Raw genomic sequence first — 25,259 nt, forward strand, 5'->3', positions numbered from 1 at the left:
GACCGGACCTCTTGGTGACGCCACGTCAGAAAGGGCGCCCCGGCGCTCACATGGCGGACCAGGCACGGAACTGGCGCAGCCCGTAGAGCAGCGGGGGGCGGGAGTGCCGCTCCGCGATGTGGCGCACCGCGCCGCACACGACGACATGGCTGCCGAGCTTCTGCGTCAGCACCACGTCACAGTCGGCCACGGTGTGCGCGTCCCGGGACAGGTGCGGGCCCGCCATGTCCGGGTCCTGCTCCCACGGCACCAGGTCGAACCGGCGCGGATCGCCCGAGGCGAACAGCTCGGCCGCCTCCCGGGCGCCCTCGTGCAGCAGGTTGACCGCGAACACCCCGCTCCGCAGCACCGCGTCCAGCGTCGGGCTGCCGTCGCGCAGGCACACCAGCAGGGTGGGCGGCTCCAGCGACACGCTGCACACCGAGGAGCAGGTCATCCCGCGCGGCGCGCCGCGATGGTCGGTGGTGGTCACGACGCCCACACCGGTGGGGAAGCCGCTCATCATGGCGCGGAAGCCGTCGGGGGTGGCCGGGGCGGGCACCGGCACGGCGGTCGGGGTCGTGGTCCGTATCGCGGGGTCGGTCATCGCGTACCGCTTTCTGTCTCGACGGGAAGCTTGTCGCGGCCGGAGCGCTGCCGGGGGAGCGCCGGCCCGGCCGCCGGTGCCGGGAGTGCCGTCCGAGCCGTCGGTGCCGGGGGTGCCGGGCGCGCCGGGGCGGGCGGTCCGGCCCGGCGGCGGTCGCGGCGGTCGAGCACGTTCAGCAGCGGGCCGGTCATCGCGGTCGTCACCAGGGCCATCACCACCAGGGCCAGCACCAGCGGCCCGGAGAGGATGCCGGCGCTCAGCCCCGTCTGGAGCACGATCAGCTCGGTCAGGCCCCGGGTGTTCATCAGCGCCCCGACCCGGCCCGCCTCGGGGCGCGTCAGGCCCCCGAGCCGGGCCCCCGCGTACCCGCCGAGGACCTTGCCGGCACAGCCCAGCAGCACGGTCACCCCGATCAGCCACCCGGACGCCGAGGCGAACGCGCCGGTCAGCACGGTGACGCCGGTGACCACGAAGAACGCGGGCGCCAGAGCGCGGCCGGTCCGGGCGACCGAGGCCACCGCCCCGGCCCAGGGCGCCCGTTCGTCGCCCGGGACGGCGAGCCCGACCAGGGCGGCGCCCAGGATGGCGGTCATGCCCAGGTGCTCCATGGCCAGCGCCACGGCCAGCGCGGCGGCGCCGAGCGCGACCGCCGCGGTGCGCGGCAACCGGGCGCACAGCCCGCGCGCCGCCCGGGTGCGCAGCCCGAACCGGACGGCCAGTGCGCCCACCGCACCGACCAGCAGCGCCCGCGCCGTACCGAGCGCCCCGGCGGGATCACCCGCGCCGAGCGCGACCGCCGCGGTGAGCAGCAGCCACCCGGCCGCGTCGATCACGATGGCGGACGCCAGCGCCAGCCGGCCGGCCGCCGACGCGCCCATGCCCCGGTCGGTGAGGATCCGGGCCATCACCGGCACGGCGGTGATGGACAGGGAGACGGCGACCATCAGCACGAAGGCCGGCAGCGGGGCGGTGCCGCGCGCCGCCGTGTCCCCGGTGAGCAGCACCCACCCGGTCAGCAGCACCCCGGTGAGCAGCGGCGGCACCAGGGAGCCGGCGGTCACCCACGCCATCGCGCGGCGCGGCGGCCGGTCGGGGCCGAGGCGCAGCTTGTGGGCGAGGCCGACCAGGAACAGCACCAGACCGGCCTCACCGGCCAGGGTGAGCAGCCGGAACACCGGGCCCGGCAGCAGCGCGTCGAGCACGGCGCCGCCGAACAGCGCGACCACGGCGGGCCCGGCCAGCAGGCCCACCGTGACCTCTCCGACGACCTCCGGCTGGCGCAGCCTCCGGGCGGCCGACCGGCCCGCGGCGGCCAGCAGCAGGACGGCCGCGAGCGCCGCCACCGCGTGCGCGGCCCACCGCAGGAGGTCCAGGGCGTCCATGGTGTGGGGGGTCCTTCCCGATCGGCCCGTGGGGGGAGGTCAGCCGAGGTTGGTGAAGTACTCGTACGCCTTGGGCAGCACCTGGGTCAGCCGCTCCGTCTTCTCCCGGATCTGCGCGAACTCCCGCTCCGCCGCGCCCGGGTCGGCCAGGGACAGCGCCGGGGACGGCTTCAGGTCGATGCCGCCCATCCCGAGCAGGATGCACATGTACGAGTACGGCGGCAGGCCGTGGTAGTACGGGTAGACCGACTCGGAGTCGGGCAGCTGGACCTTCCACTTCTCGATGCGCTCGGCGAGGGAGTCCGGAATCGCCCGGGTCTTGGTGTCCCGCCAGTACTGCGTGTCGTTCCGCTTGGCCGCCACGTAATGCAGCACCAGGAATTCCCGTACGCCGTCCATGACATGGGAGACGGCGTTGTTGTAGACGTCCCGGTGCACCGGGTTCCAGTCCTCGCCCGGGAAGTTCTTGGCGAGCTGCTCGATGGCGTGGTGGATGAAGAAGATTCCGGTGGACTCCAGCGGCTCCACGAATCCGCTGGACAGCCCGATGGCGACGCAGTTCTTCACCCAGGAATTGCGGCTGCGGCCGATGCGCATACGGATGTGATTGGCCTCGACGTCGGCGGCGGCCGGCCCGACGAATTCCCGCAGGGTGCGCTCGGCGTCCTCGGGGGAGAGGTAGTCCTTCGCGTACACGTAACCGGTGCCGACCCGGCCCGTCAGCGGAATGGTCCATATCCACCCGGCGTCCTGGGCGGTGGCCGTGGTGCACGGCAGGATGCCCCGGCGCTCCATGTCCATCGGCACCTGGAGGGCGACCGCGCTGTCGTTGGGAAGGGTGTCCTGGTAGGAGATGAACGGCTCCTCCAGGGCCTGGTTCAGCAGCACGCCCCGGAAGCCGGTGCAGTCGATGAACAGGTCACCGGTGAGGTCGCCGTGCTCGGCGGTGCGCACCCCGCTGATCCAGCCGCGGTCGTCGAGGGAGACCTCGCGGACGTCGTCCACGATGTGCCGGACGCCGCGCTCCACCGCGTACGCCGTCAGGTATTTGGCCAGCAGTGCGGCCTCGAACTGGTACGCGTAGGGGAACTGCGTCTTGCCCTGGTGCTCGGACATGGTCAGGCCCTGCATCTCGTCCGCGCCCTCGTCGAAGGGCTGGTCGATGAGCGTGCCGTCCCGGTGGCGCGGGCTCAGCCCGGCGTCGATGACCGACGCCATCACGAAGCAGTCCTTGTCGAAGCGGTCCGTGGGCCCCTGCTTCAGCCACCAGTCGGTGAGCGGGAAGCCGTTGACCGACCGCATCTGCTCGAAGGGGTGGTAGAAGTAGTGGCCCTTCTCCCGCCAGTTCTCGAAGCGGACCGCCAGCTTGTAGGTGGCGTTGCAGGCCGGCATCCAGTCCTTCTCCTTGAGTCCGAGGAACTCGAAGAAATGGCGGATGTCGCTGAAGGTGGCCTCGCCGACGCCGACGGCGCCGATGTGACCGGATTCCACCAGGGTGATGTCGATGCGCTCACCGAATGCGGCCTTGAGGTACGAGGCCGTCATCCAGCCCGCCGTCCCGCCGCCCACGATCACTACGTTGTTGAGCACTGATTACTCCCGTCGGTAGCTCCACGAGTTCCGGTTCCGAAAGGCCGGATGTCCGGTCGTGGCGGCGCCGTGCCGGGATGCATTCCGGGGTGGCGCCACCGGGAAAGAACCCTAGGCAGCCCGGGAAGACGGGCCCAGATCATTAAGTGTCGAACGAAAATCGCAGGCCGTCGCAGCCATTGACGCGACGTCAGCACTGTGTCAGCGCCGGGCGGCAGCATGGCCGCGCGAAGGGTGGCGGGGCGCCGTGCCCCACGGCGCCCCGCCCCGGGTGGCAACGGGTCGCCCGCCTACAGCAATGGAGTCGTGCATGACACAGCAAGTCCATGTCCCGCCGTTCGCCGTGATCCCCGGCGCCCAGGTGGACCGCGTGCTGTCCGGCAACGAGAAGGGCACCGTCGACATCGTCGAGGCGGCGTACCGGGTGCACGGCGAGGGCGACACGGTCAACCCGCCCTCGTACTTCCTCCGTTTCCCCGACCGGCCCTCCGCACGCATCATCGCGCTGCCCGCCTCGATCGGCGGCGGCACCCGGGTCGAGGGGCTGAAGTGGATCTCCAGCTTCCCGCAGAACGTGGAGCGCGGCGTCCCGCGGGCCTCGGCCGTGCTGGTGCTCAACGACTACGACACCGGCTACCCGTTCGCCTGCCTGGAGAGCTCCATCATCAGCGCCGCCCGCACCGCCGCGTCGGCGGCGCTGGCCGCCGACCGGCTCTCCCGCGACCGCACCCGGCCGGCCCGGGTGGGCTTCGTCGGGACCGGGCTCATCGCCCGGCACATCCACACCTATCTCACCCGCACCGGCTGGGACTTCGACGAGGTGGGCGTGCACGACCTGTCCGCCGAGCACGCCGCGGGCTTCCGCGCGTACCTGGAGGGCAGCGGCGCGGGCGGCCGGATCACCGTCCACGAGCGGGCCGAGGACCTGGTGCGCTCCTCGGACCTGGTGGTGTTCGCGACGGTCGCCGCTGCCCCGCACGTCACCGACCCCGGCTGGTTCACGCACAACCCGCTGGTCCTCAACGTCTCCCTGCGCGACCTCGCCCCCGAGGTGCTGCTCGCCTCGGCGAACGTGGTCGACGACGTCGAGCACTGCCTGAAGGCCGACACCTCCCCGCACCTGACCGAGCAGCTCACCGGTGGCCGGGACTTCATCGACGGGACGCTCCACGACGTGCTGGCCGGCCGGCTCCGGATGCCCGCCGACCGGCCCGTGGTCTTCTCGCCGTTCGGGCTGGGCGTGCTCGACCTGGCCGTCGGCAAGCATGTGTACGACACGGTGCGCGCGGCCGGGGACCTGCACGTCGTGGAGGGCTTCTTCCACGAGACCGACCGCTACGGGCGCGCCGGCGAGGCCGGCCGCCGTACCTGAGACGGGGTGGTCGCAGTGCCCGTGATCTCCGCGCCGGAGGACTTCCATGTGGACGACCTCTATGTGGACCTCCGGCCGGCCCTCGACACCTCGCTGTACCTGAAGTGCGAGGGCTTCAACTTCGCCGGCTCCATCAAGCTGAAGGCGGCGGCGTCGATGATCGCCGACGCCGAGTCCCGAGGCGTCCTCACCCGTGACTCCGTGATCGTGGAGTCCTCGTCCGGCAATCTCGGGGTCGCCCTGAGCATGATCGCGGCGGACAAGGGTTACCGCTTCCTGTGCGTCACGGACACCCGCTGCAACCTGGTCACCCGGCGGCTGATGGAGGCGATGGGCGCCCAGGTGCACATCGTCACCGAGCCCCACCCGGAGACCGGTTTCCTGGGCGCCCGGCTGGACCACGTGCGCCAGCTCTGCGCCTCCGACGACCGCCACCTGTGGCTGAACCAGCACGCCAATCCGTACAACTGGCTGGCGCACTACCGGACGACGGCACCCGCCATCGCGTCGCACTTCCCGGGCCTCGACGTGCTGTTCGTCGGCGCGGGCACCACGGGCACGCTGATGGGCTGCGCCCGGTACTTCAAGGAGTCGGGCCGCCCGGTCACGGTGGTGGCCGTCGACTCGGTCGGCTCGGTCACCTTCGGCGGGCCGCCCGGGCTGCGGATGATCCCCGGTCTCGGGGCGGGCGTGCGGCCCCAGCTGCTCGACGAGTCGTTCGTGGACGACGTGGTGCACGTGCCGGAGGTGGAGGCGATCCGCGCGGCCCACCGGCTGGCGACGGCCGGGTTCCTGTTCGGCGGCTCCACCGGGACGGTCATCGCCGGGGCGTCGGGCTGGCTGGCGGAGCACCGCCCGGACGGGCGGGCCACCGCGGTGGCGATCTCGCCGGACCTGGGGGAGCGGTATCTGGACTCCGTCTACCAGACCAACTGGGTCAGTGACATCTACGGCTCCCGCGCCCTGGACCGGGACGCGCTCCGCGCCCCGTGACCGCCCGCCCCGCCCCCCGTACGGCCCGTACCGCCCGCACGGCCCGCACGGCCCCCGTCCGCCACCCGGGACGGGGGCCGTGCCGCTGTGCCGCCGCGCCGTGCCGCCCCGGTGCCCGGGAGCCGGGAGCGGCACGGTGCGGATCCGGCCACCGTACGGTCTTACGGTTGACGCATCGCACCGTCACCTGTCATCTTCGACTTACACCCGTTGGGCGGTCATGACGACCCTGAAGGAGCTGGGACAGTGAAGAAGCAGCCGATCACCGTGAGGGTGGCGAGCTGGAGCGCCTTACACCCGGGGCGTGCGATCGCCGCGTGGTTCGCCTTCGTCGCCCTGTGTCTCGCCGTGGGCGTCGCGGTCGGCACCAACAGCGCGGTCGCCAAGGACTACCGGGTGGGCGAGTCCGGCCGCGCCGAGGCCATCGCCACCGACGCCGGCCTGGAGCGCAGGCCGACCGAGCAGATCATGTTCAGCGCCACCACGGGCACCCTGGACGAGGCCGGGGCCCGCGCCGCCGCCCAAGACCTGACCGCGCGGATGGAGAAGCTCCCCGAGGTCCTGGAGGTCGAGCCCCCGGTCCTCTCGGACAACGGGCGGATGCTCATGGTCGAAGTGACCATGAAGGGCGTCAAGCGCGAGGCCATGGAGCACGTCGACCCGCTGCTGGAGCAGACGGCCGCCGTGCAGAAGGCCCACCCCGACCTCCTCGTCGAGGAGACCGGCGACGCCTCCGTGAGCAAGGGCCTCAACAAGCAGCGCAGCGACGACCTGGCCCAGACCGAGATGATCACCTTCCCGGTCACCCTGGTCACCCTGCTGATCGTCTTCGGCTCGCTGGTGATGGTCGGCGTCCCGCTGCTGCTCGCGCTCTCCTCGATCGCCGCCGCGGTCGGCCTGTCCATGGTCGTCTCGCACCTGATCCCCGACGCGGGCGTCGGCATGAACGTCATCCTGCTCATCGGCATGGCGGTCGGCGTCGACTACACGCTCTTCTACCTCAAACGGGAGCGCGAGGAACGGGACCGGGCGGCCGGCTCCCTCAGCCCCGAGGCGCTCGTCGGCATCGCCGCCGCCACCGCGGGACGCGCCATCGTGGTCTCCGGCCTCGCCGTGATCGTCTCCAGCGCCACCCTGTTCCTGGCCACCGACATCATCTTCTCCTCGCTGGCCACCTCCACCATCCTCGTGGTCTTCGTCGCCATGGTCAGCTCGGTGACCGTCCTGCCCGGCCTGCTGGTCGTCATCGGCCGCCGGTCCGACCGCCGCGCCGCCCGCGCCGCGGCCCGCGGCAAGCGGCTGCGCGAGCGGCACCCCGAGCGCACCGGCCGGATCTTCACCGCGCTGCTGAATCCGGCGCGCAAGCACCCGGCGGCCACCCTGATCGTCTCCACCCTGGTGATGGTCGGCCTGGCGCTGCCCGCGCTCGGCATGGAGCTGCGCGTCCTCAACAAGGACACCCACTCCCGGGCGATCCCCGAGATGCGGACCTACGACAAGCTCAACGACGCCTTCCCGGACCGCCGTTCCGAGCACTGGGTGGTCGTCCGGGCGGACGCGGAGCAGCGGGGCGAGGTGGCCACGGCCCTCGACGCCCTCGCCGAGCGGGCCAAGGCCGACCCCATGTTCTCCAAGAACCCGCCGGCCGTGCGGACCTCGGAGGACGGACGGGTCAGCGTGATGACCCTGGCCGTGCCGCACCGCCTCAGCTCCCCCGAGGCGACCGGCTCGCTGGAACACCTGCGCGGCGAGTACCTGCCGCAGACGCTCGGGAAGGTCCAGGGCGCCGAGTACGGCGTGGACGGCCCCGTCGCGGTGGACGTCGACTATCTGGCCCACCAGAGCGACAAACTGCCCCTGGTCGTCGGCTTCCTGCTGCTGCTGACCTTCCTGATGACGGTGCTGGTCTTCGGCTCGGTGATCATCGGCCTGGTGGGCGTGGTGCTCAACCTGCTGTCCGTCGGCGCCGCCTTCGGCCTGGTCGTCGTCTTCTTCCAGTGGGGCCTGGCGACCACGCTCTTCGGCTTCGACGCGAGCGCCACCAGCGCCATCGGCTCACGGGTGCCGCTCTTCCTCTTCGTGATCCTCTTCGGCCTCTCGATGGACTACCAGGTCTTCGTGGTCAGCCGGATCAAGGAGGCGGCGATGGAGGGGCTGTCCACCCGCGAGGCGGTCCTGGACGGCATCGAGAAGTCGGCCAAGGTCGTGACCAGCGCGGCCGTCGTCATGGTCACCGTCTTCGCCAGCTTCATGTTCCTGCACCTCGCGGAGATGAAGCAGATCGGCTTCAGCCTGGCGGTCGCGGTGCTGCTGGACGCCTTCATCATCCGGGTGATGATCCTGCCCTCGGCCCTCATCCTGCTGGGCGAGGCCAGCTGGTGGCCCTCGCGCAGGACGCGGCGCACCCAGGCCGTCGCGCCCGGCGGCGGGGCCCCGGCGGCGGCCACCGCCCCGGCGGCCCGGTACCGCTAGCCACCCGCCCCTCCCCGGCGGCCCGTCCGCGCCGGCCCGCCACCACCCGGTGGCGGCCCGCGCCGGCCGCCGGCCCCACAGACGGGCGCCGGACCGGATCCCCCGCCGGTTCGGCGCCTCCTCCCCCCGGTCATACCATCCCGCCCGGCGAACACCGGCGAGATGGTATTTCCTTTGTTCGAGCAATACTGGGCAGAATTTCCAGCGGCTGCCGATAGCTATGGGGGTATTCACGCCGTGGAGATCAATCTGCTGGGATCGCTCAACCTCACGCAAGGCCGCGAACGGTACACCTTGGTGTCAAAGCGGGCGAGTGTCGTATTGACGCTGCTGGCACTGTCTCCCGGGACTCCGGTCCTCTTCGACCAGATGGTCGACGAACTCTGGGCGGACCGCTCGATGAGCAACGCGCGCAACGCGCTCCAGGCCAATGTCACCCGCCTGAGAAAATTCCTGAGAACCGCGACGGGCCGGGACGGCGACACGCTCGTCCGGACCGTCGGCAGCGGCTACCTCCTCGACGTCCCCGCCCGGGTCGTCGACGCCCACCGCTTCACCGAGGAGGCCGACACCGGGGCCCAGCTCGTCCACACCGACCCGGTGGAGGCGATCGTCCGCCTGGAGGCGGCGCTCGCGCTGTGGCGGGGACCCGCCCTGCTCGACACCTGCGACGGCCTGCGGTGCCGGGTGCGGGCCGCGCACCTGGAGGAGCGCCGGATCACCGCGTACGAGGACCTGACGGCGGCCCGCCTGCGGGTCGCCGCGGAACGCGTCCCGCTGGCCGAGCTGCGCCAGCTCGCCGTGGAGCACTCGGGCCGGGAACGGCTCAGTGAACTGCTGATGCTCGCGCTCTACCGCGACGGCCGGCAGGCCGAGGCGCTGGAGGTCTTCCACGGCGCCCGCCGCCGGCTGGCCGACGACCTCGGCCTGGAACCGGGGCGCGGGCTGCACCGGGCGTACCAGGCGATTCTCACCCAGGACGAAATCCTCGGGGAACCCCGTCAGGTATTGCTCCCCGCCGGGCGCTGAAAGGAGATCCTGCCGACCGGTATTTTCCTGGCTCCTCGTTCACGGTCCATTCATTCCGGGCAAACCTTGTGAAACCTTTGTGCGGACCCGTATGGTGGACGTGGTGGGGGCGTCCTGTTAGCGTGTGGACCGCCTCGGCATTTACGGTGCCGGGGTGTCGCACGTTTACTTTTCGGGCGTCACGGGGGCATATGTGAACATCGAGTTAAGGCATGCCAGAATTGTCACGGTGATAGACCGGGTCGGCAGTATCTCCAAAGCGGCCGCCGAGCTGAGCGTCCCGCAATCCAGTCTCACCGCCCAACTGAAACGCATTGAAAAGGCCGTGGGTGCGCGGCTTTTCGTCCGCTCCTCCGCCGGAGTCGTCCGCACCTCGGTGGGCGAACGGCTCGTCCCGATGCTCACCGAACTCGTCCAGCGGGCCGACCTCGTGATCGTCGAGGCGGCGGCCCATGCCTCGACGGTCTTCCGGTTCGGCAATTCGGAATGGACGCCGCCGTCCCTGCACAGCGCCCTGCAGTCCTCGCTGCCCGCCACCGAGGTGCAGACCGAGACCCTCAGCCCCGCCGCCGCCCTCGACGCGGTGCGGCGGGGCTGGCTCAGTGCGGCGCTCGTGCCCTGTCCCTCGCTCGTCGAGCCGGACGACGCGGCCGGGCCGGCCCTCGACACCGCCGTCATCGTCCGCGAGCCGGTCTGGCTCGCCGTGCCCCGGGGCCATCCGCTCTCCCGTGAACCGGCCCTGGAGCCACCGGACCTCGCCGCCCTGCCCTGGGTGCGCTACGCCCGCGACCACTGGTTCCACCCCATCGAGAAGCAGCTGTTCACCCGCTTCCCGCGCGCCGAGGCCGAGGTGCTCCACTACGTGGACGGCCACCACGAGGCGATGACCTGGGTACGGGACGCCCACGCGGCCGCCCTGACCACCCCCACCGGCGCCACCAGCGACGTGTCCCTGGTGCCGATCACCGGCACCGAGAGCACCGAGATGGTGATGGTCTGGCGCAGCGGCTCCGTCGCCCGCGCCACCGTGGCCCGGCTGGTGGAGACGGTCCGCCGCTACTACTGCGCGTACGCCCGGACCATCCCCCGCTACTGGGCCTGGATGCGGGAACACCCCTCCGAATTCCCCGAGTTGTTCCGCTACCTCGAACCCGCCTGAGCACTGTCAGCGGGTCATCAGCCGGCCATCAGCCCGCTGTCAGGCGCGTTCGCCAGCATCGTCCGCATGACGACAGCGAACCGCGTGGACGCCGACGGCCGTGCCACGATCAAGGAAATCATCTGCGACATCCTCGAGATCGACGCGGACGAGATGACCGACACCAGCAGGTTCAAGGAGGACCACGAGGCGGACTCGATGGGCGCCATCGAGATCCTCTCCCAGCTCGAGCGCGCCTTCGGGATCGACATCGACCAGGCCGAACTGGCCCGGATGGTCAACCTGGAGGGCGTGGTGACCGTCGTCGACGAAGCCGTGGCGGCCAAGGCGGCCTCCCACTAGGCATCGGCACCGGACGACGGGAGCGCAAGGTGTACGACAGCGATCAGCGGCCGCCGCGCCGAGTGGTGATCACCGGACTGGGCACCGTCAGCAGCATCGGGCTCGGCGTCCCGGCCTTCCTGGACGGACTGCGGTCCGGGCGCAGCGGGGTCAAGCCGATCACCGCCTTCGACACGACCGGGTTCGCCCACGCCAACGGGTGCGAGGTGGACGACTTCGACCCGGCCGAGTGGATCCACCGGATCGACCCGGACGAGCTGGGCCGGGCCACCCAGTTCTCCGTCGCCGCGGCCCGGATGGCGGTGGCCGACGCCGGGCTGAGCGTGGAGGAGCTGAGGGAGCGCCGGGCGCTGGTCTCCGTCGGCACCACCGACGCCGAGTCCCGCGACCTGGACGCCCTGGTCGGCGTGCAGCTCGGCCAGGGACCCGAGCACCTGCCGCCCGGTGTGGTGCGCCGGGCGCAGGCGGGCCGCCTGTCCACCGGCATCGTGCGGGAGCTGGGCCTCACCGACGTCGAGGCGCTCACCATCCCCACCGCCTGCGCGGCCGGCAACTACGCCATCGGCAGCGGGTTCGACGCCATCCGGGGCGGCGAGGTCGAGGTGGCGCTCAGCGGCGGCGCCGACGCCGTGTGCCGCAAGACCTTCGCCGGCTTCTACCGGCTGGGCACGATCGCCCCCGAGGTGTGCCAGCCCTTCGACAAGGACCGCAAGGGCATCCTCACCGGGGAGGGCGCCGGCATCCTGCTGATGGAGAGCCTGGACTCGGCCCTCGCCCGCGGCGCCCGGATCTACGCCGAGGTGCTCGGGTACGGGCTCAACTGCGACGCCCACCACCCGGTCGCCCCCGACCGGGCCAGCCTCGCCCGCTGCATGGAGGTCGCCCACCGCAACGCCGGCGTGAAGCCCGAGGACATCGACTTCATCTCGGCCCACGGCACCGGCACCCACGCCAACGACGTGACCGAGGCCGGAGCCATCCGGCAGGTCTTCGCCGAACCCCCGCCCACCATCTCCATCAAGTCGATGATCGGGCACTCCATGGGCGCGGCCAGCGCCCTCGCCTCGGCCGCCTGCGCGCTGGCCCTCACCGAGGGCTTCATCCCGCCCACCATCAACCACCGGGAGACCGACCCGGAGTGCGGCCTCGACTGCGTCCCCAACGAGGCGCGGCCCGCCGAACTGAACGTCGTCCAGAACAACGCGCTCGCCTTCGCGGGCAACAACGCCGTGCTGATCCTCGGCCGGTACCGGGAGGTGCGGTGATGTCCCCACTGGTCCTGACCGCCTGGTCGGCGGTCTCCCCGTACGGGGTCGGCAGCGCGCCCTTCGCCGAGGGGATCACCGGCGGACGCGGCGCCGTCCGCGCGCTGGACCGCACCGAGCACCCCGGCCCCTTCGACCGGGGCGGCCTGGTCCCGGACTTCACCGCCGCCGAGTACGTCGGCCGGAAGGGCACCCGGACCATGGACCGGGTGACCGCCCTCGCCGTCACCGCGGTCGGCCGGCTGCTGGCCTCCTGCGACGGGGAACCGGTGCGGCGGCCCGAGGAGACCGCCCTCGTCCTGGGCACCGGCTCCGGAAGCGTCCAGAGCATCATGGACTTCACCCGCGACTCCCTCGCCGGTGAACGCCCCTACCACGTCGATCCCGCCCGCTTCCCCAACACCGTGATGAACCGGGCGGCCGGGTCGAGCGCCATCTGGCACGGCATCAAGGGCCCCAACACCACCGTCGCCGGCGGCTGGCTCACCGGACTGCTCGCGCTGAGCTACGCGGTGCGGCTGCACGCCGGCGGGCACTGCGCCCGGGTGCTGTGCGGAGCCGCCGAGGAGTACTCCACCCAGCGGGCCTGGCTGGAGTGGCACGGCCGCCCCGACGAGGAGCGGGCGGCACCGCTCGGCGAGGGCAGCGCGGTGTTCCTGCTGGAGACGCCCGAGGACGCCCGGACCGCCGGGCGGACGCCCCTCGCCCGGGTCCGCACGACCCGCTTCCGGGCGTACGGGGAACGGACGGAGGCCCGCGCGGCGCTGGCCGCCTGCATCCGCGACGCCCTGAAGACCACCGGCGTCGCCGCCGAGGACGTCCGCCTGGTCGCGCCGCTCGGCGCCGGCGGCGAACCGGCCGCCCTGGAGGAGGGCGGCATCACCGACGCGCTCGGCGCCACCCCGCCCCGCTGGATCCGCTGCCGCCCCCTGCTCGGCGACACCTCCGCCGCCTCCACCAGCCTCCAGCTGGCCGCCGTCCTGGCAGCCGCCGGCGACACCGGGCTCGCCCCCGGCGAAGCGGCCCTGGTCACCGGCGTCGAGCGCGACGGCACCGTCGGCTGCGCCCTGCTGTCCGGCGCCTGAGCGGCCCCGCCGCGCGCCCCGGCCGGACGGCACCCACCGCGCCGGGCCGCGCCCGGCGAGCACCCCTCGACGAGGAGACACCAGCATGTCCGCACACGACCGCCCCGTCGCCCTGGTGACCGGAGGCTCCCGCGGCATCGGCCGCCATGTGGTGACCCGGCTCGCCCGGGACGGTTACGACGTGGCCTTCTGCTACCAGTCCAACAAGGAGGCCGCCGACGCGGTGGCCGAGGAGGCCACCGCCGCCGGGGCCCGGGTGCACACGGCACAGGTCGACGTGTCCGGCCACGACGCCGTACGCGACTTCGTCCGCGGCACCGAGAGCGCGCTCGGACCGCTGCGCACGGTGGTGTCCTGCGCCGGGATCGTCCGGGACAACCCGCTCGTGATGCTGCCGGAGGCGGACTGGGACGCGGTGCTGCGGGTCAACCTCGACGGCACGTACAACGTCTGCAAGGCCGCCGTCTTCGCCATGATGAAGCGCCGCGCCGGCTCCGTGATCACGATGTCCTCCGTCGCCGGCGTCCACGGCAACGCCACCCAGACCAACTACTCGGCCACCAAGGCCGGGATCATCGGCTTCACCAAGGCCCTGGCCAAGGAGTCCGGCCGCTACGGCATCCGCGCCAACGCCGTGGCCCCCGGCTTCATCGAGACCGACATGCTCTCCGGCCTCACCGGCGACCACGTCGCCCGGATGACCGAGCGCATCCCGCTCGGCCGCCTCGGCAGGCCCGAGGAGGTCGCCGACCTGGTCGCCTTCCTCGCCTCCGACCGCGCCTCCTACATCACCGGCCAGGTCTTCGGCGTCGACGGCGGCCTCGTCGTCTGACCCGCCGCCGCGCGCCCAGGGACCCCGCCCCCACCCGACCAACGGGACACACCACCATGCCCAAGAACACCACACCGCGCTTCTACTTCTCCCTGCGCAGCCCCTACAGCTGGCTGGCGTACCAGGAACTGACGGACCGTCACTCCGATCTGGTGGACGTCCTCGACTGGGTGCCGTTCTTCGAACCGGACGCCGAGAGCGCCCGGCTGCTCGCCGAACAGGGCGGCGACTTCCCCTACTCCGAGATGTCGCGCGAGAAGAACCGGTACGTCCTCCAGGACGTCGGCCGGCTCACCAAGGCCAGAGGCATCACGGTGACCTGGCCCGTCGACCGCCACCCGGTGTGGGAGGTGCCCCACCTCGGCTACCTCGCCGCCGCCCGCGAGGGCCGCGGCCACGACTACATCGCCGCCTGCTACCGGGCCCGCTTCGGCGAGGGCCGCGACATCTGCGACCGCGCCACCATCGCCGGCATCGGCACCGAGCTCGGCCTCGACTCCCGGCGGCTCGCCGACGCGAGCGACGACCCCGCGCTGCGCGCCGAGGGGGTCCGCGCCCTGCTCGGCGTCTGCCGGGACGGGGCCTTCGGGGTGCCGTTCCTCGTCCACGGCTACACCCGCTTCTGGGGCCTGGACCGGCTCGGCGACTTCGTCGCGCACCTGCGCGCCAAGGCGCTGCCCGCCGCCTCCGTGCCCGAGCCGCTCGTGGGCCCGGTCGGCCTCGGCCGGTCGGCGGACGACGGGCACGCCGGCGGCTGCGGCTGACGCACGGCCGACGCCCCGCCGGGCCCGTGGCACCGGGCCCGGCCGGCGTCAGTTCGTGGTCAGCCCGGTGTCAGCGCGCTCGCCGACGATCGGTGCAGTGAACTCGATGACCTTCGCTAGGGGATTGGTATGACGACTCAACGCCACACGGCCGGCCTGCCGCTCACCGCCGGGCAGAAGGACATCTGGTTCGACGAGAAGCTGTCCGGCGGCGGCGCCACCTACAACACCGCCATCTACTGGGACATCCGCGGCCCCCTGGACCAGCGGGTCTTCCGGGCCGCGCTGGAACGGCTCGTGGAGGAGTCGGAGTGCCTGCGCACCCGCTTCACCGACGTGGACGGGGAGCCCCGGCAGTACGTCGAGGAACTGGCCGCGCTGCCGCTGACCGTCACCGACGTCAGCGCCGCCGCCGACCCCGCCGCCGCGGCCCGCGAGGCGATCCGGGCGGACCTGCGCGTACCGCTCGTACCGACCGCCGACCCGTATGTGCCGCTGTTCCGGCTGAGCGTCTTCACCCTCGCCGAGGACCGCACCTTCTTCTGCCTCCTCAACCACCACCTCGTCTCCGACGGCTTCAGCTACGTCATCTACTGGCAGCGGCTGTCCGCCCTCTACGAGGCGCTCCTCGCCGGCACCTCGCCCGACGAGGGCCGCTTCGCACCGCTGAGCACCCTGATCGAGGCCGAGGCCGCCTACGCCGGCTCCCCGCGCGCCGACCGCGACCGCGCCTACTGGGAGGAGCGGTTCGCCGACCGGCCCGAGCCCGTCAGCCTCGCCACCCGCGACGCCGGGCCCGCCCAGGCGTTCCACCGCGAGGAGACCGTCCTCGCCGGCGGCACCGCCGACCGGATGCGGTCCGTCGCCTGGGACGCCCGGGTCACCTGGCAGACCGTCCTGGCCGCCGCCCTCGGCGCGTACACCCGCCGCACCGCCGGCACCGACGACGTCATCCTCTCCCTGCCCGTCACCGCCCGGGTCGGCGGCACGATGCAGGACATCCCCGGCATGGTCGTCAACTACGTGCCGCTGCGGCTGCCCATCAGCCCCGGCACGACCCGCGGCGACCTGCTCACCGCGACCTACCGGGCCTTCTCCGGGGCGCTCAAGCACCAGCGCCACCGGGTCAGCAGGATCCGCCGCGCGATGGGCCTCGGCAGCGACGACCGGCGGCCGTTCGGCCCGTTCCTCAACATGATGCCGCAGATCGAGAAGCTGACCATCGGCCCCTGCGACGCCACCCTCCACAGCCCCTCCACCGGCCTCGTCGACGACCTGGAGTTCACCGTCGCCGACAAGGGCGCCGACGGCATCGGCGTCGACCTCAGCGGCAACGAGGCCCTCTACGAGCGGGACGAGGTACGCGCGCACCTCGCCCGGTTCACCGGCTTCCTCGACCGCTTCGTCACCATGGCCGACGACGCCCCGCTGGACTCCCTCGACCTGCTCGCCCCCGGTGAGGCCAAAGCCCTGGCCGCCGCCCTGACCGGTCCCGTACGCGCGGAGCCCCACCGAGGCGTCGTCGAGCGCGTACGGGACCACGCCGCCGCCCGCCCCGACGCGCCCGCCGTCACCGACGACGGCGGCACCCTCACCTACGCCGCGCTCGCCGGACGGGCCTCCGCCCTCTCCCGCCGCCTCACCGCCGGCACCGGACCGGTGGCGCTGCTCACCGCACCGGGGCGCGACTTCGTCACCGCGGAACTCGGCGTCCTCGGCGCCGGCCGCGCCTTCCTGCCCCTCGACCCGGCCGCCCCCGGGGCCCGCCTCACGGCCCTGCTCGCCGACAGCGGCGCCGGCTGCGTCCTCGCCGACGCCGCCCACCACGACCTCGCCCGGCAGGTCGCCGGCGACCTCCCCGTCCTCCTACTCGACGGCGCCGAGGACCCCGCCGACGGCCTCGCCCCCGTCCTCGGCGGGCCGCGGGACCTGGCGTACGTCATCTACACCTCCGGCTCCACCGGCCGGCCCAAGGGCGCCATGGTGGAGCGCGGCGGCATGCTCAACCACCTGCTCGCCAAGGTCGAGGAGCTGGGCCTGGACCACACCGACGCGCTCGTCCACAACGCGCCCGTCACCTTCGACGTCACCGTCTGGCAGAGCCTGACCACCCTGCTCGTCGGCGGCCGCGTCCGTGCCGTGCCCCGCGACGCCGCCGCCGACCCCGACGCGCTGTTCGGCGTCATCGCGGCCGAGCACCTCACCGTCCTGGAGGTCGTGCCCTCCCTGCTGCGCGCCACCCTCGACGCCTGGGACGCCCTCGGCGGCGCGCCCCGGCTGCCCGCGCTGCGCTGGATGATCTCCAACGGCGAGGCTCTCCCCGCCGGCCTGTGCGCCCGCTGGTTCGCCCGGCACCCGGACATCGCCCTGGCCAACGTCTACGGCCCCACCGAGTGCTCCGACGACGTCACCCACGCCTACGCCCGCACCGCCGCCGACCTGCGCCCCGGTGACGCCTCCATGCCCATCGGCCGCCCGCTGCGCAACACCCGCCTGTACGTCCTCGGCGACGACCTGCGGCCCGTCCCGCAGGGCGCCCCCGGCGAGCTGTACGTCGCGGGCGCCGGCGTCGGCCGCGGCTACCTCGGCGACCCCGGGCGCACCGCCGGCACCTTCGTCCCCGACCCGTTCGCCGCCGACGGCACCCGGATGTACCGCACCGGTGACACCGTCGTCCTCCTCGCCGACGGGCAGCTGCTGTTCACCGGGCGCCGCGACCACCAGGTCAAGATCCGGGGCCAGCGCATCGAGCTGGGCGAGGTCGAAGCCGCCCTGCGCGCCCTGCCGTCCGTCGCCGACGCGGTCGCCTCCGCCGTCACCGACCCGGCCGGGCACCGCCGGCTCGTCGCCCACTTCGTGGCCGACCCCACCGCGCCCGGAGGCACCGCCGACCCCGCCGAGCTGCGCCGCCGGCTCGGCGAGGTGCTGCCCGAGCACATGGTGCCGTCGCTGCTGCTCCCCCTGCCCGCCCTGCCGCTCACCCCGCACGGCAAGGTCGACCGCAAGGCGCTGCCCGCCCCCGACTTCGCCGCCACCCGCACCGGCGGCACCCCCCGCACCGACGCCGAGCGCGTCCTGTGCGAGGTCCTCGCCGACGTCCTCGGCATCGACGGCATCGGCGTCGACGACAGCTTCTTCGCCCTCGGCGGCGACAGCATCAGCGCCATCCAGGTCGTCAGCCGCGCCCGCAGGGCCGGGCTCGCCGTCACCTCCCGGGACGTCTTCCGGCACCGCACACCGGCCGCCATCGCCGCCGTCGCCCGCCCGGCGGGACAGCGCGCCGCGGCCGTCGTCGAGGACGGGGTCGGCGAGATCCCGCTGACCCCCGTCGCCGACCAGTTCCGCGAGGAGGTCTCCCATCTCCCCGCCGCCACCCGCGAGTACGCCCAGTACGTCACCGTCACCGTCCCCGCCGGCACGGACCCCGGCCGGCTCGGCACCGTGATCGGCGCCCTCCTCGACCGGCACGACGCCCTCCGGATGCGGCTCACCTCCCCGGTCCCGGGCGTGTGGTCCCTCGACGTGCCGCCCCCCGGCTCGGTGACCGCCGCCGACGTCCTGCGCACCGCCGAGGTGCCGGCCGGCGCCGACCCCGACACGTTCCTGGCCGGGCAGGTCGCCGAGGCCCGCGCCCGGCTGCGCCCCGAGGACGGCCTGATGGTCCAGGGCGTCCTCCTCGACACCGGCGCCGGCCTGCCCCGGCTGCTGCTCCTGGTCGTCCACCACCTGGCCGTCGACGGGGTGTCCTGGCGCATCCTGCTCGGCGACCTCCAGGCCGCCCAACAGGCCGCCGAGGAGGGCGGCGACCTCCGCCTCGACCCGGTCCCCACCTCGTACCGCCGCTGGGCACGCACCCTCACCGAACAGGCCCGCAGCGCCGCCCGCGTCGCCGAACTCCCGCTGTGGACCGCTCAGTTCGAGGGCGCTCCGGCCGAGCCGGGCGAACGGCCCCTCGACCCGGCCCGCGACACCCACGGCACCGCCGGACGGCTCCGTACCGAACTGCCCGCCGACCTCACCGCCGCCGTCCTCACCCGCGTCCCCACCGCCTTCCACGCCGAGACCGACGAGGTCCTCCTCACCGCCCTCGCCCTCGCCCTCACCGACCACGAGCGGCGGCGCACCGGCCGGACCACCGGCCGCGCCCTGATCGAACTGGAGGGCCACGGCCGCGAACACGCCGGCGACGACACCGACCTGTCCCGCACGGTCGGCTGGTTCACCAGCGTCTTCCCCGTCGGCCTCGACATCGGCGCACTCGACCGCGCCTCCCTGCGCGACGGCGGCGAGGCGTGCGGCACCGCGCTCAAGCGGGTCAAGGAGACCCTGCGCGCCCTGCCCGACCGCGGTCTCGGCCACGGCCTGCTGCGCCACCTCAACCCCCAGACCGCCGCCGTCCTCGCCCGGCTCGGCACCCCCCGCGTCGGCTTCAACTACCTGGGCCGCTTCACCACCGGCAGCGAGGGCGACTGGTCCCTGCGCGCCGGCTCCTCCGGCCTCACCGCCGCCCCGGGCACCCCGCTGCGCCACGCCCTGGACATCGTCGCCACCACCGAGGACCGGCCCGGCGGCCCCGTCCTCGTCACCGAGTGGACCTACGCGAACGGCGTCCTCGGCGAGGACGACGTCCGCCGCCTCGCGGACGACTGGTCCGCCGCCCTCGGCGCCCTCGCCGCGCACGCCGGCCGGCCCGGCGCCGGCGGGCGCACCCCGTCCGAGTTCCCCCTGGTCACCGTCGGGCAGGCGGAGATCGAGGCGTACGAGAAGGACACCGGCGGCCTCCACGACGTGCTGCCGCTCTCCCCGCTCCAGCGCGGCCTGCTCTTCCAGGCCCAGTTCGACCGGCACGGCATGGACGCCTACACGCTCCAGGTCGTCATGGACCTCGACGGGCCGCTCGACCGGTCCGCGCTGCGCGCCGCCGTCGCCGCGCTCCTCGACCGGCACCCCGGCCTGCGGGCCGCGTTCCGCGAACGGGACGGCGGCGACCCCGTGCAGATCGTGCCCGAGACCGTCGCCCTGCCCTGGACCGAGACCGACCTCACCGGCCTGCCCGCCGCCGAGGCACAGGCCGAGGCGCGGCGCCTCACCGACGAGGAGTGGCTGCACCGCTTCGACGTCACCCGCGCCCCGCTGACCCGCTTCACGGTGTACCGGCTCGGCGACGACCGCCACCGCGTCGTGTGGACCGCCCACCACATCCTGGTCGACGGCTGGTCCCTGTCCGCCGTCCTCGCCGAGGAACTGGTCACCCTGTGGGGCAACGGAGCCGACACCTCCGTCCTGCCGCCCGCCGCCCCCGTGCACGGCTACCTGGAGTGGTCCGCCGCGCAGGACAAGGAGGCCGCCCGGGAGGCGTGGCAGAAGGAGCTGGCCGGCATCGACGAGCCGACCCGCCTCGGGCCCGCCGACCGCGGCCGGGTCACCGCCCTGCCCGCCACCCGCACCGCCACCCTGCCCCAGGGGCTGACGGACGCCCTGACCGCCTGGGCGCACGAGCACGGCCTGACGATGAACACCGTCGCCCAGGGCTGCTGGGCCGTCGCCCTCGGCCGGCTCACCGGCCGCCAGGACGTCACCTTCGGCGCGGTCGCCTCCGGGCGGCCCGAGGAACTCCCGGACGTCGAGCGGATGGTCGGCGCCTTCATGCACACCCTGCCCGTACGGGTCAGGCTGGAGCCCGCCCTCACGATGGAGGCGATGCTGGCCGGCCTCCAGGAGCGCCAGCTCCGGCTGGAGCCGCACCAGCACCTGGGCCTCGCCGAGGTGCAGCAGGGCGCCGGGATCGGCGAGCTGTTCGACACCGTCGTCAGCTTCCACAACTACCCGTCCGGCGCCCTCGACCGCATCGGCGACCACGTCCCCGGCCTGACCACCCGCGCCTGGGAGGCGCGCGTCATCGCCGAATACCCGCTGGCCCTCGGGGTCTTCCCCGGCGCCCGCGCCGGCGACCCGATGCGGCTGGAGGCCCAGTACCGGCCCGACATCTTCGGACCCGACCAGGTCGACGCGGTCCTGCGGCGGTTCACCCGCGTCCTGGAGGCCCTCGCCGACGCCCCCGGCACCACCCTGGGCACACTCGACGCCCTCGGGGCCGACGAGCGCCGCCTGCTGCTCGGCGACTGGTCCGGCGCGGGCGCCACGGCGGCACCCGCCACCCGGCGTGCCACCGACGTCTTCGAGGAACGCGCCGCCGCCACGCCCCACAAGGAGGCCGTCGCCCTCGGCGCCGACCACCTCACCTACGCGGAGCTCAACGCCCGCGCCAACCGGCTCGCCCGCCTCCTCGCCGACCGGGGCACCGGGCCCGAGCAGATCGTCGCCGTGATGCTGCCGCGCGGCCCCGAGGCCGTCGTCGCCGCCCTGGCCGTCCTCAAGGCGGGCGCCGCCTACCTGCCCGTCGACGCCGCCTACCCCGCCGACCGCATCGCCCACATGCTCGACGACGCCCGGCCGGTGGCCCTCCTCACCGACACGGCGACCGCCGCCCGCACGGCCGGGCCCGGCGTCGACACCGTGGTCCTGGACGCCCCCGCCACCGCCGAGCGGCTCGCCGCCCTGCCCGGCACCGACCTCACCGACGCCGAACGCGCCGCCCCGCCGCACCCCGGCCACCCGGCGTACGTCATCTACACCTCCGGCTCCACCGGCCGCCCCAAGGGCGTGGTGGTCACCCACACCGGGCTGCTCGCCATGGTCGACAGCCTCACCGACCGCTTCGGCCTCGACACCGGCACCCGCGTCCTGCAGTTCGCGTCGCTCAGCTTCGACGCCTCCGTCTGGGAGATCATGCTGGCGCTCCTCACCGGCGGCACCCTGGTGATCGCCGACGAGGAGTGCCGCAGCCCCGGCGCCCCGCTCGTGGACCTGATCAACCGCGCCCGGATCAACCTCGCCGGACTGCCGCCCGTGGTCGTCGGCGGACTGCCCGAGGGCAGCACCCTCCCGGCGGACCTGCGCCTGGCCGTGGCGGGCGAGGCGGTCCCGGCCGAGATCGTCGACCGCTGGGCCTCCCGCGTCCGGCTCCACAACGGCTACGGCCCCACCGAGGCCGTCGTCAGCTCCACCGTCGCCGGGCCCCTCGACGGCACCGGACGCCCGCCCATCGGCCGGCCCACCACCGCCCACCGCGTCTACGTCCTGGACCGGCAGCTCGCCCCCGTGCCCGCCGGCGTCACCGGCGAGCTGTACGTCGCCGGCGGCCTCGCCCGCGGCTACCTGGCCCGCCCCGGGCTGACCGCGGACCGGTTCGTGGCCGACCCCTTCGGCCCGGCCGGGCAGCGCATGTACCGCACCGGCGACCTGGTCCGCTGGCTGCCGGACGGGCAACTGGACTACCTGGGCCGCGCCGACGACCAGGTCCAGCTGCGCGGCTTCCGCATCGAGCTGGGCGAGGTCACCTCCGCGCTGCTCGCCCAGCCCGGCATCGACCAGGCCGCCGTGATCGTCCGCGAGGACGAGGCCGGCGACCGGCGCCTGGTCGCCTACGTCGTGGCCGCCGACCCCGCCGCGCCGGCCGACTCCTCGCTGAGCCCCACCCTCCGCGACCGGCTCGCCCAGTCCCTGCCCGACTACATGGTGCCCTCGACGGTCGTCGCCCTGGAGTCCCTGCCGCTCACCCCGCAGGGCAAGCTCGACCGCAAGGCGCTGCCCGCGCCCGACGTCGCCGGCTCGGCCCGGGGACGCGGACCGCGCACCCCCGTCGAGGAGATCCTCTGCGGCCTGTTCGCCGACATCCTCTCCCTGCCGCAGGTCTCCATCGACGACGACTTCTTCGCCGTCGGCGGGCACTCGCTCCTCGCCACCCGGCTGGTCAGCCGCGCCCGTTCGGCACTCGGCGTCGAACTGCCGATCCGCGCCCTGTTCGAGGCGCCGACCGTCACCGCGCTCGCGGCCGTCGTCGAGGCCGCCGGACACGCCAGGCCACCGCTGCTCCCCGCGCCGAAGGACGCCGCACGCCCGCTGTCCTTCACCCAGCGGCGCCAGTGGTTCCTCAACCGCCGCCAGGAGACCGCCGACGGCACCTACAACACCCCGATGGCGTTCCGCCTCACCGGCCGGCTGGACACCGCGGCCCTCCAGGCCGCCCTGACCGACGTCGCCGAACGGCACGAGGTGCTGCGGACCGTCCTCCCCGACACCGACGGCGTGCCCTCGCTGAAGGTGCTCGACGCCCGGACCGGCGGGCCGGTGCTCAAGGCCCGCACGGTCACCGGGGACGGGCTCGCCGCCGCGCTGGCCGCCGAGGCGGACCAGGGCTTCGACCTCACCGCCGAACCTCCGCTGCGGGTACGGCTGCTGGCCACCGGACCGGACGAGTGCGTCCTGCTGCTGGTGCTGCACCACATCGCCTTCGACGGCTGGTCGATCGTGCCGCTGCTCACCGACCTGTCCACCGCCTACCGGGCCCGGTGCGCCGGACGCGCCCCGCAGTGGGCCCCGCTGCCGGTGCAGTACGCCGACTTCGCCGCCTGGCAGCACGAGCTGCTCGGCTCCGGGGACGACCCCGACAGCGTCGTCTCCCAGCAGCTCGCCTTCTGGCGGGACGCCCTCGCCGGGCTGCCCGCGGAACTCGCCCTGCCCACCGACTTCCCGCGCCCCGAGGTGCCCGGCTCGTCCGGCGACGTGGTGATGTTCGACCTGGAGCCCGAACTCCACCACGACCTGGTGGAGATCGCCCGGCAGACCGGGACGACCGAGTTCATCGTCTTCCAGGCCGCACTGTGCGCGCTGCTCACCCGGCTGGGCGCCGGCACCGACATCCCGCTGGGTGTCTCGGTCGCCGGACGCACCGACGAGGCCCTCAACGACCTCGTCGGCATGTTCATCAACTCCCTGGTCCTGCGCGGCGACACCAGCGGCGACCCCACCTTCCGCGAGCTGCTCGACCGGCTGCGGGAGACCGACCTCGCCGCCTACTCCCACCAGGACGTGCCCTTCGACCAGGTCGTGGACGCGCTCAAGCCGGCCCGGTCACTGTCCCGGCACCCGCTCTTCCAGGTCGTGCTGAGCGTCCAGAGCCACGGCGACCAGCCGCTGGCCCTGCCCGGCCTCACCGTGAAGCCCGAGTACGTCGGCTCCGGCCGGGCCAAGCTCGACCTCGTCATGGAGCTGCTGCCCTGGCCCGGCGAGGGCGGCATGCGCGGCCTGTTCAACTTCAGCACCGACCTCTTCACCCGGGCGACCGCCGAGCGGATGGTGGCGCAGTTCCAGCAGGTGCTGCGCACCGTGGCGGCCGACCCCGGCGTCCGGATCGGCGCCCTGGAGCTGCTCACCGGCGAGGAGCGCGAGCGGGTCCTGCACACCTGGAACGACGCCGCCCGGGACGTCCCGCCGGCGACCCTGACCGGCCTGTTCGCCGAGCGCGCCGCCCGCACCCCGGACGCGCCCGCCGTCGGCGGCGGCGCCCACGCCCTGACGTACGCCGCGCTCGACGCCCGCTCCCACCGGCTGGCCCGCCACCTGATCGCCTCGGGCGCCGGACCCGAGCAGGTCGTCGCCGTCGCCGCGCCGCGCCCCGCCGACCGGGCGGTCGCCGCCCTCGCGGTGCTCAAGGCGGGCGCGGCGTACGTGCCGGTGGCGGCGGACGAGCCCGCGGGCCGGATCAAGGCCCTGTTCGCCGACACCCGCCCGGTGTGCGTCCTGACCACGGCGGGCCTCGCCGGCCGGCTGCGCAGCACCGGCGTCCCCACCGTGGTCCTGGACGGGCCGGAGGTCCGCGCCGGGTCGGCCGCGCCCGTGACCGACGCCGACCGCACCGGCCCGCTGCGCCCCGAGCACGCCGCCTACCTCGTCCGCGCCGAGGACGCGGCGGGCCGGCCGCGCGGTGTCGTGGTCGAGCACCGGGCCGCCGCCGCCGCGCTCGCCCGCGCCCTGGAGACGGGCGAGGCCCCCGCAGGGACGGGCCTGTTCGGACCGCTCCTCGCGGGCACCGGGGTCCCGGCCGGTCAGGCGGACGGAGCGCCGCTGCCGCTGGACTGGGCCACCCCCGCCACGCTCGCCTCCGGGCCGGGCACCGCCCACACCCGCCTGTACGTCCTGGACGAGTGGCTCACCCCCGTACCGCCCGGTGTCGTGGGCGAGGTGTACGCCGGCGGCGCCGGACTCGCCCGGGGCTACGCGGGCCGGCCGGGCGCCACCGCCGAGCGGTTCGTGGCCGACCCCTTCGGCCCGGCGGGCGCGCGGCTCCACCGCACCGGCGTACGCGCCAAGTGGGACACCGAGGGCAGGCTCCTCGCCCCCGGCGCCTCCCCGGCGCCGGCGGACGGAGCCGTCCCGGCCGCCGCCCGCACGGAGCAACTCTCGCCCGCGGAGGAGGTGTTGTGCGGGATCGTGGCGGAGGTGCTGGGTGTGGCGTCGTTCGGGGTCGAGGAGAACTTCTTCGAGGC

The 25,259-nt window shown here is 74.0% G+C and carries 14 protein-coding genes; 11 read left to right on the top strand and 3 right to left on the bottom strand.

The genetic code is table 11. The features are described from left to right. Positions 1-46: 46 nt before the first annotated feature. Genes ACF08D_RS00260 through ACF08D_RS00270 form a run of 3 tightly spaced genes read right to left on the bottom strand, consistent with a single transcriptional unit; the run spans position 47 to position 3,558 of the window. The gene (locus ACF08D_RS00260) at positions 47-586 is read right to left on the bottom strand and encodes a flavin reductase family protein (protein WP_392220074.1); all 540 of its coding nucleotides are present in this window, start codon (positions 584-586) and stop codon (positions 47-49) included. After that, positions 583-1,968: a cation:proton antiporter gene (locus tag ACF08D_RS00265; RefSeq protein ID WP_392220075.1), complete on the bottom strand. Its 1,386-nt coding sequence runs from the start codon at positions 1,966-1,968 to the stop codon at positions 583-585. The genes ACF08D_RS00260 and ACF08D_RS00265 overlap by 4 nt, the downstream gene beginning before the upstream one ends. A 39-nt stretch (positions 1,969-2,007) precedes the next feature. Next, positions 2,008-3,558 (bottom strand): tryptophan halogenase family protein, encoded by a 1,551-nt coding sequence (locus ACF08D_RS00270; RefSeq protein ID WP_392220077.1) that lies wholly within the window; start codon positions 3,556-3,558, stop codon positions 2,008-2,010. A 310-nt stretch (positions 3,559-3,868) separates the two neighbouring features. Here ACF08D_RS00270 and sbnB point away from each other — a divergent pair, with 310 nt between their 5' ends. The 11 genes from sbnB to ACF08D_RS00325 all read left to right on the top strand — a co-directional run. Then, the gene (gene sbnB, locus ACF08D_RS00275) at positions 3,869-4,930 is read left to right on the top strand and encodes a 2,3-diaminopropionate biosynthesis protein SbnB (protein ID WP_392220079.1); all 1,062 of its coding nucleotides are present in this window, start codon (positions 3,869-3,871) and stop codon (positions 4,928-4,930) included. Positions 4,931-4,945: 15 nt separating this feature from the next. Next, complete coding sequence (gene sbnA / locus ACF08D_RS00280; protein WP_392220080.1) at positions 4,946-5,923, top strand: 2,3-diaminopropionate biosynthesis protein SbnA; 978 nt, start codon at positions 4,946-4,948, stop codon at positions 5,921-5,923. Between the two features lie 246 nt (positions 5,924-6,169). Then, positions 6,170-8,395 carry an MMPL family transporter gene (locus ACF08D_RS00285; protein ID WP_392220082.1) on the top strand — a complete coding sequence of 742 codons (2,226 nt, stop codon included), beginning with the start codon at positions 6,170-6,172 and terminating at the stop codon, positions 8,393-8,395. Between the two features lie 297 nt (positions 8,396-8,692). Next, positions 8,693-9,424: a BTAD domain-containing putative transcriptional regulator gene (locus ACF08D_RS00290; protein WP_392220083.1), complete on the top strand. Its 732-nt coding sequence runs from the start codon at positions 8,693-8,695 to the stop codon at positions 9,422-9,424. Between the two features lie 193 nt (positions 9,425-9,617). Then, entirely contained in the window at positions 9,618-10,583 is a 966-nt protein-coding gene (locus tag ACF08D_RS00295) for a LysR family transcriptional regulator (protein WP_392220085.1), read from the top strand. A gap of 66 nt (positions 10,584-10,649) precedes the next feature. Next, entirely contained in the window at positions 10,650-10,925 is a 276-nt protein-coding gene (locus ACF08D_RS00300; protein WP_366129657.1) for an acyl carrier protein, read from the top strand. Positions 10,926-10,954: 29 nt separating this feature from the next. Further along, on the top strand, positions 10,955-12,190 hold the full coding sequence (locus tag ACF08D_RS00305) for a beta-ketoacyl-[acyl-carrier-protein] synthase family protein (RefSeq protein ID WP_392220087.1): 1,236 nt from the start codon (positions 10,955-10,957) through the stop codon (positions 12,188-12,190). After that, on the top strand, positions 12,190-13,275 hold the full coding sequence (locus ACF08D_RS00310) for a beta-ketoacyl synthase N-terminal-like domain-containing protein (protein WP_392220089.1): 1,086 nt from the start codon (positions 12,190-12,192) through the stop codon (positions 13,273-13,275). Before ACF08D_RS00305 ends, ACF08D_RS00310 begins: the two co-directional genes overlap by 1 nt. Before the next feature lie 85 nt (positions 13,276-13,360). Continuing rightward, positions 13,361-14,107, top strand: a complete 747-nt coding sequence (fabG, locus tag ACF08D_RS00315) for a 3-oxoacyl-[acyl-carrier-protein] reductase (protein WP_392220090.1) — start codon at positions 13,361-13,363, stop codon at positions 14,105-14,107. Positions 14,108-14,163: 56 nt separating this feature from the next. Continuing rightward, the gene (locus ACF08D_RS00320; protein WP_392220092.1) at positions 14,164-14,871 is read left to right on the top strand and encodes a 2-hydroxychromene-2-carboxylate isomerase; all 708 of its coding nucleotides are present in this window, start codon (positions 14,164-14,166) and stop codon (positions 14,869-14,871) included. 129 nt (positions 14,872-15,000) lie between these two features. After that, the coding region (locus tag ACF08D_RS00325; protein ID WP_392220094.1) for an amino acid adenylation domain-containing protein at positions 15,001-25,259 on the top strand (10,259 nt) is incomplete at its 3' end.

The organism is Streptomyces sp. NPDC015131, from assembly GCF_043079975.1.
Classification (GTDB): Bacteria; Actinomycetota; Actinomycetes; order Streptomycetales; family Streptomycetaceae; genus Streptomyces.